The 14,129-nt window shown below is 53.4% G+C and carries 19 protein-coding genes; all 19 read left to right on the top strand.

Going from position 1 to position 14,129, the window contains the following annotated elements; genetic code table 11:
• Positions 1 to 49 precede the first annotated feature (49 nt).
• The 19 genes from SH573x_RS06580 to SH573x_RS06490 all read left to right on the top strand — a co-directional run bounded on the left by SH573x_RS06580 (position 50) and on the right by SH573x_RS06490 (position 14,034).
• On the top strand, positions 50 to 1,795 hold the full coding sequence (locus SH573x_RS06580) for a complex I subunit 4 family protein (RefSeq protein WP_479353532.1): 1,746 nt from the start codon (positions 50 to 52) through the stop codon (positions 1,793 to 1,795).
• Between the two features lie 78 nt (positions 1,796 to 1,873).
• A complete protein-coding gene (locus tag SH573x_RS06575) occupies positions 1,874 to 3,349 on the top strand; it encodes an NADH-quinone oxidoreductase subunit N (RefSeq protein ID WP_479353531.1) in 1,476 nt (491 codons plus the stop codon).
• Between the two features lie 277 nt (positions 3,350 to 3,626).
• Positions 3,627 to 4,034: a hypothetical protein gene (locus tag SH573x_RS06570; RefSeq protein WP_479353530.1), complete on the top strand. Its 408-nt coding sequence runs from the start codon at positions 3,627 to 3,629 to the stop codon at positions 4,032 to 4,034.
• Positions 4,035 to 4,180: 146 nt separating this feature from the next.
• On the top strand, positions 4,181 to 4,777 hold the full coding sequence (locus SH573x_RS06565) for an ATPase (protein WP_479353529.1): 597 nt from the start codon (positions 4,181 to 4,183) through the stop codon (positions 4,775 to 4,777).
• Positions 4,770 to 5,021: a hypothetical protein gene (locus SH573x_RS06560; protein WP_479353528.1), complete on the top strand. Its 252-nt coding sequence runs from the start codon at positions 4,770 to 4,772 to the stop codon at positions 5,019 to 5,021. Before SH573x_RS06565 ends, SH573x_RS06560 begins: the two co-directional genes overlap by 8 nt.
• Positions 5,022 to 5,072: 51 nt before the next feature.
• A complete protein-coding gene (locus SH573x_RS06555) occupies positions 5,073 to 5,636 on the top strand; it encodes a hypothetical protein (protein ID WP_479353527.1) in 564 nt (187 codons plus the stop codon).
• A 108-nt stretch (positions 5,637 to 5,744) separates the two neighbouring features.
• The gene (locus tag SH573x_RS06550) at positions 5,745 to 6,236 is read left to right on the top strand and encodes a DUF4262 domain-containing protein (RefSeq protein ID WP_479353526.1); all 492 of its coding nucleotides are present in this window, start codon (positions 5,745 to 5,747) and stop codon (positions 6,234 to 6,236) included.
• A gap of 17 nt (positions 6,237 to 6,253) precedes the next feature.
• Complete coding sequence (locus tag SH573x_RS06545; RefSeq protein ID WP_479353525.1) at positions 6,254 to 6,799, top strand: hypothetical protein; 546 nt, start codon at positions 6,254 to 6,256, stop codon at positions 6,797 to 6,799.
• Positions 6,800 to 7,503: 704 nt separating this feature from the next.
• Entirely contained in the window at positions 7,504 to 7,992 is a 489-nt protein-coding gene (locus SH573x_RS06540) for a type II toxin-antitoxin system VapC family toxin (protein ID WP_479353524.1), read from the top strand.
• Positions 7,982 to 8,197: a hypothetical protein gene (locus tag SH573x_RS06535; protein ID WP_479353523.1), complete on the top strand. Its 216-nt coding sequence runs from the start codon at positions 7,982 to 7,984 to the stop codon at positions 8,195 to 8,197. The genes SH573x_RS06540 and SH573x_RS06535 overlap by 11 nt, the downstream gene beginning before the upstream one ends.
• A gap of 743 nt (positions 8,198 to 8,940) precedes the next feature.
• Positions 8,941 to 9,138: a hypothetical protein gene (locus SH573x_RS06530; protein ID WP_479353522.1), complete on the top strand. Its 198-nt coding sequence runs from the start codon at positions 8,941 to 8,943 to the stop codon at positions 9,136 to 9,138.
• On the top strand, positions 9,057 to 9,386 hold the full coding sequence (locus tag SH573x_RS06525; RefSeq protein ID WP_479356661.1) for a DUF4240 domain-containing protein: 330 nt from the start codon (positions 9,057 to 9,059) through the stop codon (positions 9,384 to 9,386). The genes SH573x_RS06530 and SH573x_RS06525 overlap by 82 nt, the downstream gene beginning before the upstream one ends.
• A gap of 27 nt (positions 9,387 to 9,413) precedes the next feature.
• Positions 9,414 to 9,842, top strand: a complete 429-nt coding sequence (locus SH573x_RS06520) for a hypothetical protein (protein WP_479353521.1) — start codon at positions 9,414 to 9,416, stop codon at positions 9,840 to 9,842.
• A 209-nt stretch (positions 9,843 to 10,051) separates the two neighbouring features.
• Complete coding sequence (locus SH573x_RS06515) at positions 10,052 to 10,600, top strand: HEAT repeat domain-containing protein (protein ID WP_479353520.1); 549 nt, start codon at positions 10,052 to 10,054, stop codon at positions 10,598 to 10,600.
• Positions 10,601 to 10,736: 136 nt separating this feature from the next.
• A complete protein-coding gene (locus SH573x_RS06510) occupies positions 10,737 to 11,309 on the top strand; it encodes a hypothetical protein (protein ID WP_479353519.1) in 573 nt (190 codons plus the stop codon).
• A 596-nt stretch (positions 11,310 to 11,905) separates the two neighbouring features.
• Entirely contained in the window at positions 11,906 to 12,265 is a 360-nt protein-coding gene (locus SH573x_RS06505; protein WP_479353518.1) for a hypothetical protein, read from the top strand.
• A gap of 331 nt (positions 12,266 to 12,596) precedes the next feature.
• A complete protein-coding gene (locus SH573x_RS06500; protein WP_479353517.1) occupies positions 12,597 to 13,061 on the top strand; it encodes an SRPBCC family protein in 465 nt (154 codons plus the stop codon).
• Positions 13,061 to 13,489, top strand: a complete 429-nt coding sequence (locus SH573x_RS06495; protein WP_479353516.1) for a DUF6855 family protein — start codon at positions 13,061 to 13,063, stop codon at positions 13,487 to 13,489. Before SH573x_RS06500 ends, SH573x_RS06495 begins: the two co-directional genes overlap by 1 nt.
• A gap of 62 nt (positions 13,490 to 13,551) precedes the next feature.
• A complete protein-coding gene (locus SH573x_RS06490) occupies positions 13,552 to 14,034 on the top strand; it encodes a GNAT family N-acetyltransferase (RefSeq protein ID WP_479353515.1) in 483 nt (160 codons plus the stop codon).
• Positions 14,035 to 14,129: the final 95 nt, after the last annotated feature.

The raw sequence follows: 14,129 nt of genomic DNA, 5'->3' as shown, positions 1-14,129 counted from the left end.
ACTTTTAACCTAAACCACCAAACACATACTCAACGATTCGAGCGTTTGCATGAGCACGTTACTTCCACTGCTGATCTTGATTCCGCTTTTGGGCGGATTGGTCTTGCTCTTTGCGCGGCGTGGTTCCGTAACGGATGCCGTTGGTGAAAACGTGGCGATGCTGTTGTCGCTGGGGGCTTTGGCGCTGAGTGTATTGCTGGTGATCAGCGTGGCTCGAACGACTCCCGCGCCCATTATGGCCGATAGCGAGCAGCTGGCCGGTGCCCCGCCCGTGGATGCCAATGTGCCGCATTATCAAGCTCAATCGACCATCGTTCCGCGCCTCGAGTTCGCTCCTTCATGGTTCCGCATCCGCATTCCAGCCAACGCCACGATAACCAACGACGGTTGGCAATTGCGCTTGGGCCTGGATGGCATCGGCGCGATCATGGTCCTGTTAACGACGCTGGTAACTAGCTGCGTCCTGGTGATTGCACGCACCACGGTCGCACACAACCGCAGCGATTTCGCGGCCTGGCTCTTGATTGCATCAGGCTGCATGCTGTTGGTGTTCATGTCGATGGATATGTTGCTGTTTTATATCGGCTTTGAACTAGTGCTGATTCCGCTGTTCATGCTGATTGCTAAATGGGGCGACAAGGACGCGACCACAGCTGCCAAACGTTTTGTGCTCTACACGTTGGCTGGTTCCATTCCAATGGTCTTGGCGCTCCTGGGCATTGCTTCGATCTATGCGACCTCGGAATTCAACAATGCCCGCTGGGTGATCGGCTTCAGCGAACTATCGCTGCAAGCGGCCATGGATGTGCAGATACCCGAACGCGCTTACTTGCAGAATTGGGTATTCTGGTTGTTGGTGCTGGGCCTGGGGATCAAGACAGCGGTCTTGCCACTGCACACCTGGTTGCCGACAACTTATGGCGCCGCTCATCCTACTTGCAGTGCGTTCCTGGCGGCTGTCGTACTGAAGCTCGGCCTGTTCGGTTTCTTGCGGCTGGCTCTGCCAATGGTTCCACAAGCTGTCTATGCCTTTGGACCGGTTGTGTTAGGCACGCTCGGTGCCATCGCCATCGTGTATGGTGCTTTGGCCGCCTTGGCTCAGAAAGATCTGCGGCTGCTGATGGCCTACAGCAGTTTGTCCCACGTGGGCTTCATTACGCTGGGCATGTTCGCCCTCAATCAAGAGGGTTTGGCCGGCGCGACCTTACAGATGTTCAATCACGGTTTAACGACTGCGGCCATGTTCTTGTTGATGGCATGCCTGTTCGCACGACGCGGTAGCATGCGCTGGGATGACGGTAGTCGTGGCGTCGCCAGTCAATATCCACGCCTGGCATTCTTCTTGGTGTTCTTTGTAGTGGCTGGTGCTGGTACGCCGGGACTGAATAACTTTGTGGGTGAACTATTGGCACTTTCGGCCATGATCAGCGTCTACCCGGTGCTGACGGCCATCGGTGTCTTGGGTGTTGTACTGGGTGCCTGGTATGCTTTCCGTATGACGCAGAATGTGCTCTTTGGTAAATACGATGCCGGCCGGCGCACCGAGTATCCAGGTCAATTGCAATCGGACGATTTATCGTTCGATGAAAAAGCTGTGTTTGCTCCGCTGGCGATTCTTTCGATTGCGATCGGCGTGGTACCGCTGAGCGCCATCAATATTTTCCGCAGCGACGTTGATCGCCTGGTCGCCGTGACGGCCGAAATTCAGCGCGAACAAACGCAAGCGATTCCCGTGACCGTTATTCAACCCGCACAACCAGCCACTGTCGAATCCCTTGTTCAGCTGGCTCGCTGATCAATTCACGTTACTTGAGCACTTCACAATTCATCTCAGCAACGCACCGGCCCAAACAGTAATCAGAGTTCACCACCTATGGACATATCCGTCGAACAAGTCATCGACCAGATCGCCGCTGTTACGCCGGGCAATGTGTTGCTCTTGGCTGGCATGGTCATCCTGGCTCTTGGGCTGATTCCCACCAGTGCCGGTCCTTTGGCCCGCCGCAATCTCTGGGGCGCGATGGCGCTGTTCAGTTTGGGTATGGCTGCCTCGTTGGCTCTGATTCAATCGCCCACCGCTGCAGCCGATCGACTCGACCCAACCGCCAACTTGTCGCTCTTTATCGCCGACGAAGTCACCAGTCGCGGTGTTTGGTTGTCGCTCCTGGCGGGCGTGCTGATCGTGCTGGTGGGTTGGGAAAACGTCGTCGCCAAACGAGCCTCTGAGTATTACGGTTGGTTGCTGCTGATTCTGGCCGGACTGATTTACACAGCCGGTTCGCGCGATCTGACCTCGCTGTTTTTGAGCCTGGAACTGGTCAGCTTGCCCACCACGGTACTTTTGGGCATATCGCGCACCGACGACTCGGGCCGCGAGTCGACTTTGAAGTACTTTACGCTGGCCGCGTTTGCTTCCGGGTTCTTTTTGCTAGGTTGCTCGTATCTCTATGGCACCACTGGCAGCACCACGATCGATACGATTCACAATGCCATTGTGCAGCAACGCACCGCGTTTTGTTCGGTCGCTTTGGCCTTGGCGCTGGTGGGTTTGTCCTTTCGTGTGACCGCGGTACCCTTTCACTTTTATGCGCCTGATGTTTTCTCGGGCACGACTTTGCCCATGGCCGCCGCGCTATCCTTCATCCCCAAGCTGGCCGGATTTTTGGCGATGGTGCGTTTACTTGGGGGCGCTCATTTGACCAATGACTTGCCGCCCATGATTGTGACGCTGTTGCTGATCATAGCTGCGATCACGATGACGATCGGTAATTGTGCCGCCCTGGCCCAAACGAACTTGCGGCGTTTGATGGCATATTCCAGCGTGGCGCATTCGGGTTATTTGTTGTTAGGGCTGGCAGCGATTGTGACCTATGGTGGACACGTGGCCCCGATTTTCAATTACCTGGCCGCTTATGTGGTCATGACCGTTGGCGTGTTTGCCGTGGCGGCCAGCATCCGCCCGGCTGGCGAAGCGGCCGAGGACTTGAGCATTTTCAATGCGCTCTACTCCAAGAACTTACTGGCCGCGATTGCCATGACCATTGCGCTGCTGAGCCTGACAGGTATTCCGCTAACAGCTGGATTCTGGGCCAAGCTGCAGATCTTTATTGCCACGGTTAATGCGGAGAGCACACCTGTGTTGGTAGTGGCCATCCTTATGGCGCTCAATGCCGCGATTGGCGCCATCTATTACTTGGGCATTCTGGGCCGGTTGTTCCAAGCGCCCGCGACGGGTGAGTTGACCGCGGCAGTGCCGATCAATCCCGAAGCGATGCCCAAAGCCTGGTCGGCCACAGCCGCTGCGCTGGTCTGTTCGGTGCTAACGGTCGTCTGGTTCTTTGTACCGTAGTGCCGCATCTGGCTGATTGCTCCAGCTGTTCACTGCTGGCAAGCGCCCACCCCTCGTCCCTCCCAGGCCACCCAGACTGCCGATTCTATTGCCGCAAACTGGGATAAGTACTTATCCCTCATACGTTGAAACTGGGATAAGTACTTATCCCGGTTTCGCGCAGACTGGGATAAGTGCCGCTCAACCGGGGATAATTAAGTTGACAAACCAGGGATAAGACCCCAAAATCCGGTTATCGAAACGCCAAACCGGGATAAGAAGAAGTTAGGTGGGAAATATGAATCCCTACGAAGCCTCTCAACGCGAGATCATCGAGTCAGTTGACGTCTGCTCCAGACGCGATGACGAATTTCGAAAGGAAACATTGACCAAAGCACTTCGGCGCTTCATTCTGCTTTCCCCATTGCTCGGACCGTTATTACTTGCCGTGATTTGGATTTCATTTCCGACACCGGCACCGGGGCCATTTCCGTATGACCAACCGACGTTGCTCGTCGAAAACCTGCTGTCCATTGTTGTGATTGGACATATACTTTTGTCGCTGGCGGCATTGGTTTACAGCATTTGGGGAATTGCCCGATTAGACCTACGCACAGTATTCTGGTCGATGATTACGATCGCGACACCGGTGTTCCTTCTTTGCGCATTCGAGCTTTCCCTGAGCAAATCTGGAAAATGGCTATAGTGCGGACCGAGATCTTTCTCCAACAATTACAAGTGCCACCTAACAAAGCGGTGAACCCAAGTCGCCGATAGCGTCATTAATTACATCAACATCAAACGCGGCGACTGGGTTACCGCAGTCGTTCTGTGACGTGGCGAATTTGGTGAATGGAACTTGGCTTGGCTGAGAAACCACGTCTCCTGATAGTCGGAGGACCTAACGGTTCCGGCAAAACAACGGTTGCATTGCAGTACGCGTCCACCGAAGCGATCCCATACATTGGCGCCGATGCCATTGCTGCGGCGCTAAATCCCGCAAGCCCTGCCGACGCGAGAATTGAAGCTGGCCGGCAGTTCATTAGTGCTCTCGATGCTGCCATCGCGAACCGAACTTCTTGTGTGGTCGAGTCTACGTTGTCGGGGCGAAGTTTTCGCAATCGAGTACTTGAAGCTCGCGACTCTGGATATGATGTCACGATTGTCTTCGTTTACCTGGACTCTGCCGAGGCATGCGTGGCACGCGTTTCTGAGCGAGTTCGCAAGGGCGGGCACCATGTACCGGAAGCTGACATCCGACGTCGGTTCGGCCGAAGTGTCTCGAATTTCTGGTCACTCTACCGTGAGTTGGCTGATGCCTGGGTCGTGTTGTACAATGGTGGGAACCGGGTCCAGGATGTTTCGGTTGGGTCGCGGCATGAGTTAACGGTTCGAGATACGTCGCTTCACACCGCCTTTATGTCATTGGTTGAATTGTTCGATGATTAGAAAACCCGCTTTGACCGCCGAAAGATACGCGGCGATTGACGAACTTGTGCGACTAGGGAGCATCGCAGTGAATGATGCTCAAGATGAGAGCCGACGATTAGGCGTGCCCAACGTCTATTCAATCAATGGACGCCTTTATTACGAAACACTTGCGGGCGAACTCTCGACGACAGACCCTGGGGTAAGCCGCACAGAACCAAGCGATGGACCGGAGTCGCCGACAGTCCCAACCACCAATGGTTAATCTCTCACGGCGACCGCGGTCATCGCCGTCGTTATCGGATACTGGCATGAAATGGTAGACGTTTCTTCGCTCGCCGTGCCCTACTTACCGCACCAACGCGTGATCGTATTTCAAGCCGACCTTATGTCCGGTGACACGTTGGGCTACCACGGGACTATCGTGCGACTTCATGCGACCAGCCATCGTCAACATCCTAGTAATCCTGAACGCTGGATCTATCGTGTATCCATTCCATGCCTGCGCCGCCAAGTGGATGTCGCTTCCATTGATTTCTTTGCTACCGAGGCATTGAATGATTCCCCCTTGGCTTCGGAGAGCGCCGCAAGCCAACCCGTTTGCGAGGTTCGATTCGAGACACAAATTGGTGAAGACAACAACCAGATCGATGGCGATTACCGAATGCCTTCGCGAAAATGGGTACGCTTTACATTTCGCAAGAACGAGCAATCACAGGCTGAATACAAGCTGAGTTTTCAATTGGACGGATTCCAACTGGGATCTGGTCATCTCCGCTACATTGTTCCAATGGTCGATCGCCTTGACCGTCAATATGTACTTCGTGCCATCGCCAGCATTGTTGGAACTGAGAAACGGCACGGCGACACTACACCGTGATGAATCCGATAACCAAGCGATGCAACCCAGCCGCGATGGGTGCCGATTTTCAAGGGTCAACCAATCCCTCGCGGCGGGCTGATCGCTAGCGTTCGCCTCGGAGGTACGATGGACGAAGAGATCGCCGAGATCGTGCGCAATCACGGATGGTATGCTGCCAATGTAAACGATGCTGATCCGCCGTTTCTTTATACCATTGGCTTGATGGAAACGTGCCGCCATCCTGAATTCATTATCTTTGGACTCGACGCAGACAACGCTTTCGCCCTTTTTGCTGGACTAATCGCAGAAATTCGAAATGGAGCGTCGTATTCGGTTAACGGCGTTCGCACGATTGAGCTGGGGGGCGACAAGCATCAGGTTGCCTTTCGTCGCGTTCATCCAACCCAGCATCCGTTGTATCTTGGATTCGCTATGGGATTTCTGACGAACGTCGGCCGAATGGGCGAACTGAACGCGATGCAAGCATTCTGGCCAGATTCGAACGGCAAATTCCCTTTTGATGCTGGTTGTGACTTGAGCGTTTACAATTTACAGCCTCGTCTTGATATTGGATTGACACCTCGTGAGATTCGAGAATTTGAACGACGTTGGGAGTGATCGAGGCGAACAAAGGGTTGCAGACAAAGCCCTCGATCAGCCACTTTGACTTGCGCCAGAGTCAACTGCTCGGGCTCGCTGAACCCAAACGTTACCCATCGGCCAAACAGTGCTTGTTCATGACAATCAACATTGAGTTGAACGGTCAATTCATAAGCGTTTCGAACCAGCGCTTTAACACTCTACTCTCGTTCTTGCTGGACGTCGCCAGAACTACAGTCCACGCTGACCACGAAACTGGATACATTGAAAGGCTGGCGAACTGGTATGACGATGAACACTATCCGGGGTGTCCGTTTGATATGCAGGAGCGATTTCCCACCGTTGAGGAAAAGCGATTCTGGGCACGGTGCTTTCGGGAGGTCTCGATGCAAATCTTTCTGCGCAAAATTGGCAATCAAGACGTCAGTGACTGGCAACCATCCACGATCGGAGACGCGTATTTAATTTCACGGATGCTTACTGCGGTCGTCAACTTGGCGACGATAGTACACGATGGCCCAGCCGCTCAGGCTTCACGCAACGCACCGGAATCGGATGGACCGATAAACGTACAATGCTGAAACAAATGGGTAACAAAGACGTCCACCAAAGCACGCGAACGGACGATTCTTCAATGGTGACATCACCGCGCGTGCTTGGTGACGTCAGCCGTTCCCGATGTCAGATGCTCGCATACTTTACGTATAAACTAATGCTTGCTCTTGTTCGTACCGGCACTTGCGCCGCCGGCCTGCCGGTGCCTTACGGCGACCGGCAGAGGTTGTGTCGGCCCTTCAGGCCTGGACACTGAGTTTGCTTGACTCCAACGCTCCGAGCATTGAAACTTAGCCGCGCTGCATGGTGGTCTGGGATCGAAGCGGGTAAACGCTCATCAGCCAGAGCCCAGGCCTGAAGGGCCGGTAGAATCTTTGCCGGTCGCCGTCAGGCACCGGCACGTGCGATCGGCAAAGGTGGTTGGCAAGTTCAAGACATCCTGCGGAACGGACAATCGATAAACCGTGGTGGTAACTCTCTGTGTTCTCTGTGTCTCTGTGGTTTAATAGGTTTTGGCTGATGCAGACACGCCTATGAAACTGGCAAAGCAGCCAAGCGAAGTTGCGGCTTCAATTGTCGACCGGCTATACTGCAGGATTGCCTGGGTGCCGAAACATCGGGAACCAGGCAATGCACCGGAGCCGCGGGCGGTCTCCAACTTACTAACAAGATCAATCGCCGCGGCCGCGGTGATCGCCAGTCGTTCCGCCAATCCAAAGGTGACTACCACATGGCGCGAATCTATGTTGAAACTTCGATTGCGAGCTTCTATTTCGAAGTCCGCACGGAGCCCGACATGGTCGCACGACGAGATTGGACGCGTCGATGGTTCGAGTCCGCGATATCGAACTCTCATAATGTAGTCACAAGCCTTGCGACCATTGCTGAATTGGAGGCCGGGGAATTTCCTGGCAAACAAGACGCCTTGAAGCTTTTTGCAGAATTGCCGCTGCTGGATTTGACAATCGACATCAATGCCATAGTAAACGCCTACATTGACAGGCAACTGATGCCCAAGGATCCTGGCGGTGATGCACTTCATCTGGCAGTGGCTTCGTTTCACAGATGTGATTTTCTCGTTACCTGGAACTGTAAACACCTGGCAAACGCGAACAAATTTGGACACATTCGTCAGGTCAATGATATACTGGGAATAGGAAACCCAACTCTGGTGACGCCCCTGGAACTGCTGAACGAGAACCCGTCCTATGACACCTAGCAACTACGATGAAATCCGCCGGGTGCGGCATGAAATGTCGGCTGCTGCTGGTCATGATGTAAATAAACTAATCGCTACAATAAACCGGTTGCGAGACCAGCACGCCGACAAAATTGTCGCGCCGGGCAAGGCGGAACAATGCGATGCACCCAAGCCGCCGATCAGCCCATTGCTCGATGGTAAATCTACTCCGGCGGCTGGGTGATTGCGGACGTTCCCGATATCAGATACTCGCAATACTTTATGCATCAATTAATGCTTAGGCTTGGTCGTACCGGCAGTTGCGCTGTCGGCCTGCCGGTGCCTTACGGCGACCGGCAGAGGTTCTATCGGCCTTTCAGGCCTGGACACTGAGTTGGCTCGACTCCAACGCTCCGAGCATTGAAACTTAGCTGCACAGACCGCTGGTCTGAAATCGAAGGAGTAAACGCTCATCAGCGAACGTCCAGGCCTGAAGGGCCGGTAGAATCTCTGCCGGTCGCCGTCAGGCACCGGCACGCGCGATCGGCAAAGGTGGTTGGCAAGTGGCTTAGCCACTGTTTTCTGCAATTTTGTTTTCTACATGATAAAGCTTTCGAGTAGGAGCTCGTCGGAGCCTGTGGCCTTCGAGCGAGAGGTGGCTGTGGGCTGAATACACAAACGACGCACCCCAGCCGCGCTGAACTTCACTAATCCTAGCGTGCCGCCAAACTTGATTGCTGGGTTTGATCAAGCTGCTGAGGCTGGCGAACCGCTACGTCGGTTTGCTAGTGCAATCATGCCGATGAGGCCAGTGGTCGGGACAATGTAGTTGCAGGCTCTATCGCATACCGGCTATACTCCAAACCGTGTTGCTGAGTTCAAAAGACAGCGGGAACAAAGCGATGCAACCGAGGTCTCGATCGTATCCTCCTTACTAATCAACAAGCGCCTCGAACCGGCTGATCGCACACGTTATTCGGCACACTCATGAACCACGCGCAATTCTGGCAGATCATCGCTGATAGTTGCCGCTCTGATCCGCATTCAGCCGAAGAGTGGGATACCAAACTCACAGAAGCGCTGACAAAGTTCCCCGCCCATGAATCATCGAATGGAATCACATCTTCGATGAACTTGCCCAACAAGCGTATCGCGCAGACCTGTGGGCTGCCGCCTACCTCATAAACGGTGGCGCTTCGGGTGATGGCTTCTACTACTTCCGCTGCTGGCTGATTGGTATGGGCCAAACAATCGACTCGCGGCATCCTATGACGGTTCTTGACTCGGATGCTTGCAAAACAGAGCCAAATAACGTGTTACCGGGTTTAACTAACATCGGAACAATGCGATGCAACCCAGCCGCGATGGGTGCTGATTTTTTAATGGTCAACCAATCCCTCGCGGCGGGCTGTTCGCCAGCGCTACCGGCTTGAAGTTCAGTGACAACCGAGACCCCTGGGATGACAGTTAACGCATCGTCGCATCATACCAAATCTCATCAATTCGCCTTGCGAAATCTGTTCTATTCCACAACTGCCATCGCATCCGCATTGTCCCTCGCAAATTGGCTCGGCACTCCCTTTGGTTGGATTGCTTTTTGTCCGTTTTCAATATTATTCGTTCAAGTCAGCCTGACTGGGCGCAACTTGCTAGTAAGTGCAGCTATTGGATTCGGGATCGCAAGCGTGGGAGGCGGGTTAATGACCGATTGGCCGTTTGCAGACATCAACTTTTACAAATGCGCTTTTTCATTAGGAATGTTCGGATCTGCAATAGCTTCTGGTGCTCGATTGTTGTGGATGAAACGGCTAGTCCTGGGCTTTTCAACGACTGCGTTAACAGTATCACTGCTGCTGTATATAATGCTTGCTGACATTCCAGTGCCGTAATACTCCTATAATGAGTGCTTTGAAAACGCCGGTATCAAGCGATTGCCGTTCGGTTTTTTGGGAGACGGTTAATGCGACGGACAGATATTTGCCTGATTAGCCTTACTCTTACTCTTGCGATTGCTGTCGGATGTAATTCTAAGCCTGCGCCGGATACCACTGTGTCCAAGGATCGAGCTGCTGAGCTCGCGAAGAAAGTTCGAGAAGCAATGACGGAGCCTTCGCTGGTGCAATTGGATCAGGGGCGCACGGCTGATGATGGCCTTCGTGGACGAAGGCAAAGAGAGGCTGCTTTCCCTTTCATGTTGAAGCTGATTCAGTGCGGTAAAGCTGCGGAAGAACCACTTTGGGAGCTAATCAATGACGCCGACGAGGACGTTCAACGCTCCTGCGTTATTCTCGTGGGCCGCACGCATGTCACGCGAGACCTTAAATCGATCGCTCCCCAAACGCTTGTTGAATTGAGCATCCCGCTTCTGGAGCGCGCGCTCACCTGCAAAGATTCCCAAGTTCGGTACTTCGCTTGTGCCGGATTGGGCGACTTCGCTACCTGGTCGGATGATTGTTTGGAGCGGGTAAAACTCTCGCTGCCGAAACTTCGCGAACTTCGGAATGACGGTGACGCAGAAGTGCGGAACTTGGGTTGGATCGCATCCAATAACATCGCCGCGACTTTATCAGCGCGGGCTAAAGAGCCAAAGGATCGCGAGATGGCAGCCCGAGAATTGGAACAACTGCAACGTGAAAAATCTTGGTAGACGTTGAAGCTATGCCTTAGCCGAGGTATCCTGCCTCTCCATCCCACTGCAGCATATCAACTACCGACATAGACACTAGAAAAGAACTGGCAGTGACGACTAGCGTTCCCCGATCAAAATCGAATGCTTTCAACAAATGACCGATACAACGACCGAGAATCCGTATGATCCAGCATCGCTTCCGAGCGATGCAACGCATTCCGTTTTGACGAGATTGCCATCTGCTCTCTTGGCGATTCTGGCGATTGTGCTTCTCATACGGGGCGGCTTCATGCTCTTCTCATGGGCGATGCAACTGTCTTTTGGATTCCAGCTTGACTCGCATTTCCACGCTGCGATTCTTGCCAAAGATGCGATCTACGGGACTTCCGCGTTGATCGGAGGGGTGATGCTGCTGGCACACCACAAACTTGGTTGGTGGTTGGCACTTGTTCATTGGTGTTGGTACGTGGCGTGCGAGATCGTCGTTGTCGGCACTGGTGCGACTCTTGGTTGGCGTGTCCCCGTGCACCACGATCCCCCCATGCTATACCGCGCAATGAGTTTTACCGCAGTGCTGGCGATCTGCGGTCTTTCCGTTCTGCTTTGGCGACCAATCGTCACTGCTTGCAATGCGCCGACATCCAGGCGGTACGCGGTTTTGCTCACGGTGATGGGGTGTTCGGTTGCGTCAGCATTTGCTGTGAACTGGTGGATGTCACTTCGATGATCCTCAGGAGCGGGGAACCATGCCGTGCATCGGAGTCTGACGCATCGCAGCTCGGTTCGGAAGTAACGAAGAGAAGATTTCGAAACTCCATTTGCTACCAGGGACATGGTTGCCAAATTGACCGCAGCCGGGCTATACTCGATCCAATGGTCGGAATTCTCGGAAATTTGACAGAACGCAAATGAGGAGAACTCGTTGAGATACTCAAATGCAAAAGCTACTCTGCATATTTCGTTGAGGTCAATATTGCTCGTAGTCATGACGGTTGCGTTTGCATGCGCTTTCGCCACCGCTGCGTCGACGGCAGCTCAATTCTTTACTCCGCCGGTTGCCATTGTCGCAATAGTATTATTTGCTGCGACGTTTATGTTAACGGCTGCGAGCGTTGCAGACGACCTCTGGGCAGATCCTGGTATCAACTTCGCGGCAGCGATATTCGGAATGTTTGCCTTTCCGTTTGTGTTGCCTTTACTTTGGCTCCTCGCCACCTGATGCAAGCCCATCCCCAGTGCTCGGGGGCCCGGCGATCCGACTGGACCGCATATCTCACGCAAAGGCGCGAAGGGGTAAAGACCATCCACCTTTTAATTTGTGGGATGATTTTGGTGCTAAAGACTCGGGTGCTGACAGAAGGTAATGTGCCTTATATGACTCGACTACTGGCTTGGATTCCATGGCTCTGTCTGTTTTTTGCGATTTTGGCGGTGATCGCCATTCCGTTTGGTCCGGTATTTTACTCGACTTTTGGAGCCTTCTCTTCGTTAGTCCAAGTGTACGGTGGAACAGGGTTTGGTCTCGCTGCAGCGGTTTTGGGAATAGCCGGGGTTGCAACGTACCGCGTTAGGCCGATCGCATTGACTGTCATGTCCGGGCTGAGCTCCCTGGTCGGCTTTTCCGTGTTGGCGGTCATCGCTGTTGCATATGCTATGGAGTGGCTGAGCCCGGACTTTTACTGAGTGCAAGTGCCGCTGTCGAGAACTTATGGGCCTAGATGACAATTGCGTTGGTCTAGAGTCGTGACGCAAGTGAGCCAACTAGTGTTCTCTCCTCCGATCAAATTTTGGAACAGTATTAAGCGCTAATCTTAAATAATTAAGTTTCGGTTGCGACATCAATTGGATTCCGGCTGTACTACTTTCCGCATCAAGTAAATGCGGTATGGCTAATCTTTTTGCCCAGCAAGAGGCGGTCAGCTAAACATGGAAAATAGTTGCGGCCGCGCGTGCATAGGGGCTATAATTCGGTCCATATAAATGTGTGCGAAGACATCTGAGATCAGGCGATGCAATGTCAAATACCGATAGCCAAACGACTGGCAAAGCCGCGACCATCAAGAAGTTCTTCAGTCGCCAGACGTCCGTGGCGATCGACATTGCCGCGTCCCCCGAGACGATCTGGAAGCTGTTGACCAACGCGGAGTCGTTTCCTTGTTGGAACAGTACCATCGTGGAACTGGCCGGGAAGATTGCTCCTGGTGAAAAGATTGTATTGCGATCAACGCTCGCCCCCGACCGGCGGTTTAAACTGAAGGTCAAGGAATTCGATCCCAACAAGCGGCTCAAATGGGGCGATGCGATGGGGACGCGCATTTTCACTCTGATCCCGAAATCCAGTGGTGAAACGCGGTTCTCAATGTCCGAGACAATCGGTGGGCCGATCTTTCCGCTCTTTGCTAGAATGATCCCGCCCTTTGATGATTCGTTCAATCAATTTGCTGCCGATCTCAAGAAAGCCGCTGAGGAGACCACTTGATGCCGGACTACCGCAAGAAGATCGGAACCAAGGACAAGCCGCTGGAGCTGAAAACTCCGCCCGGTACCGCCAGTTACACAATGCACATCGACGAAAAGGACGGGACCGACATTCTCGTATGCACGGTTGGAACAACCATTTTGCACTACGACCTGCGATGCATTGATGATCTTGCGGCCATGTTAAAACGCCACGGCGATTGGATGCTGTTGGGTAGTAAAGACGAGAAACAAGAAACAAATGAGGGAACGGTCGAACATTGGGCTCGTTCCAAGGATAATCCAATTGGTGGCTGGTACGGCTTAAAGAAGAATTTCCGTGGCCGCTTTGCGATGTACGTACCACCCATGATGGAGCACCTTGGTCTCGTTGAGGTTGAACACAACGCACGTGACAATCGAATGCGATCGAAGACGAAGAGCGGATAACCACGCGGTGGATCGATGTCGCCGAAACTGTCAGTCTCTCAAGATGAAAGAACTGCTCGCCAATGGCGACTGCAATTGACATACGCGAGGCAACTGCCAACGACTACGACGCGCTTGCGCTTGTCATGTTCGACGCCGTCCGGAACGGTCGCAGCCAGTATACGGAAGAGCAAAGACGGGCGTGGGTTCCGCAGCCACGTAGCGGATCGGAGTGGAACAAGCGTTTGGAATCACAGACGATTTTGGTTGCGATTTTAGCCGGGAAAACTGTGGGATTCATGAGCCTGGCTGCCAATGGTTACATCGACTTCGCGTACGTTCGCCCATCTGCTCAGGGGACTGGAATCTTTAGGCTGCTCTATCAGTCGATTGAGAAGCTGGCTCAAAAGACTGGAGAGACACGGCTCTGGGTGCATGCCAGCCTGATGGCTCAGCCCGCTTTTAGTGCCCTGGGGTTTGCAATTACGAAGAAGGAGACTGTGGAGATTGGCGACCAATCTTTGGATCGCTTTGAAATGGAAAAGCCAATCACGCTTCATCAATGATTTGTCTTTCTCAGCGATCTAGCCAAGTCAGTCAGCGGTCCACCGAGACAAGCTCGGTGGTGCCGGTCGTACTCGTTGGTTGCACGAGTAGGAGT

The organism is Rania fehmarnensis (genome assembly GCF_056494185.1).
This window is presented reverse-complemented; position numbering and strand designations above follow the sequence as displayed.